The 247-nt window shown below is 64.4% G+C and carries 1 pseudogene; it reads left to right on the top strand.

The annotated features are described in order from the left end of the window. Positions 1-247 (top strand): annotated as a pseudogene (locus tag R0J88_RS22510) (endonuclease); the annotation flags it as partial.

The raw sequence follows: 247 nt of genomic DNA, 5'->3' as shown, positions 1-247 counted from the left end.
CTGATGGCAGCCTTCACCCTGCTGCCACTGACGCGTATTCGCCATTGGTCGGTGCGCATCATGGACTTCCCCCGTCTGCAGCTGCCCGCCTTGTGGGCGATGTTGTTGATCGCCGACCTGGGGGTGTCCCCGCTTGCCTTCGGGCTCAGGGTGTCACTGGCCGTGATCGCCGTGGCCGGGCTTGTCTATCAGGCACACTGGATCGTGCCCTATACCCGCCTCTTTCCCTGCGAGTCCGCGCGTACCA

Origin of the sequence: Pseudoalteromonas sp. SIMBA_162 (assembly GCF_046535955.1) — a bacterium.
In the GTDB taxonomy this organism is placed as follows: domain Bacteria; phylum Pseudomonadota; class Gammaproteobacteria; order Enterobacterales; family Alteromonadaceae; genus Pseudoalteromonas; species Pseudoalteromonas marina.
The sequence above is the reverse complement of the archived record's forward strand: the minus strand, read 5'-3'. Positions and strand labels throughout refer to the sequence as shown.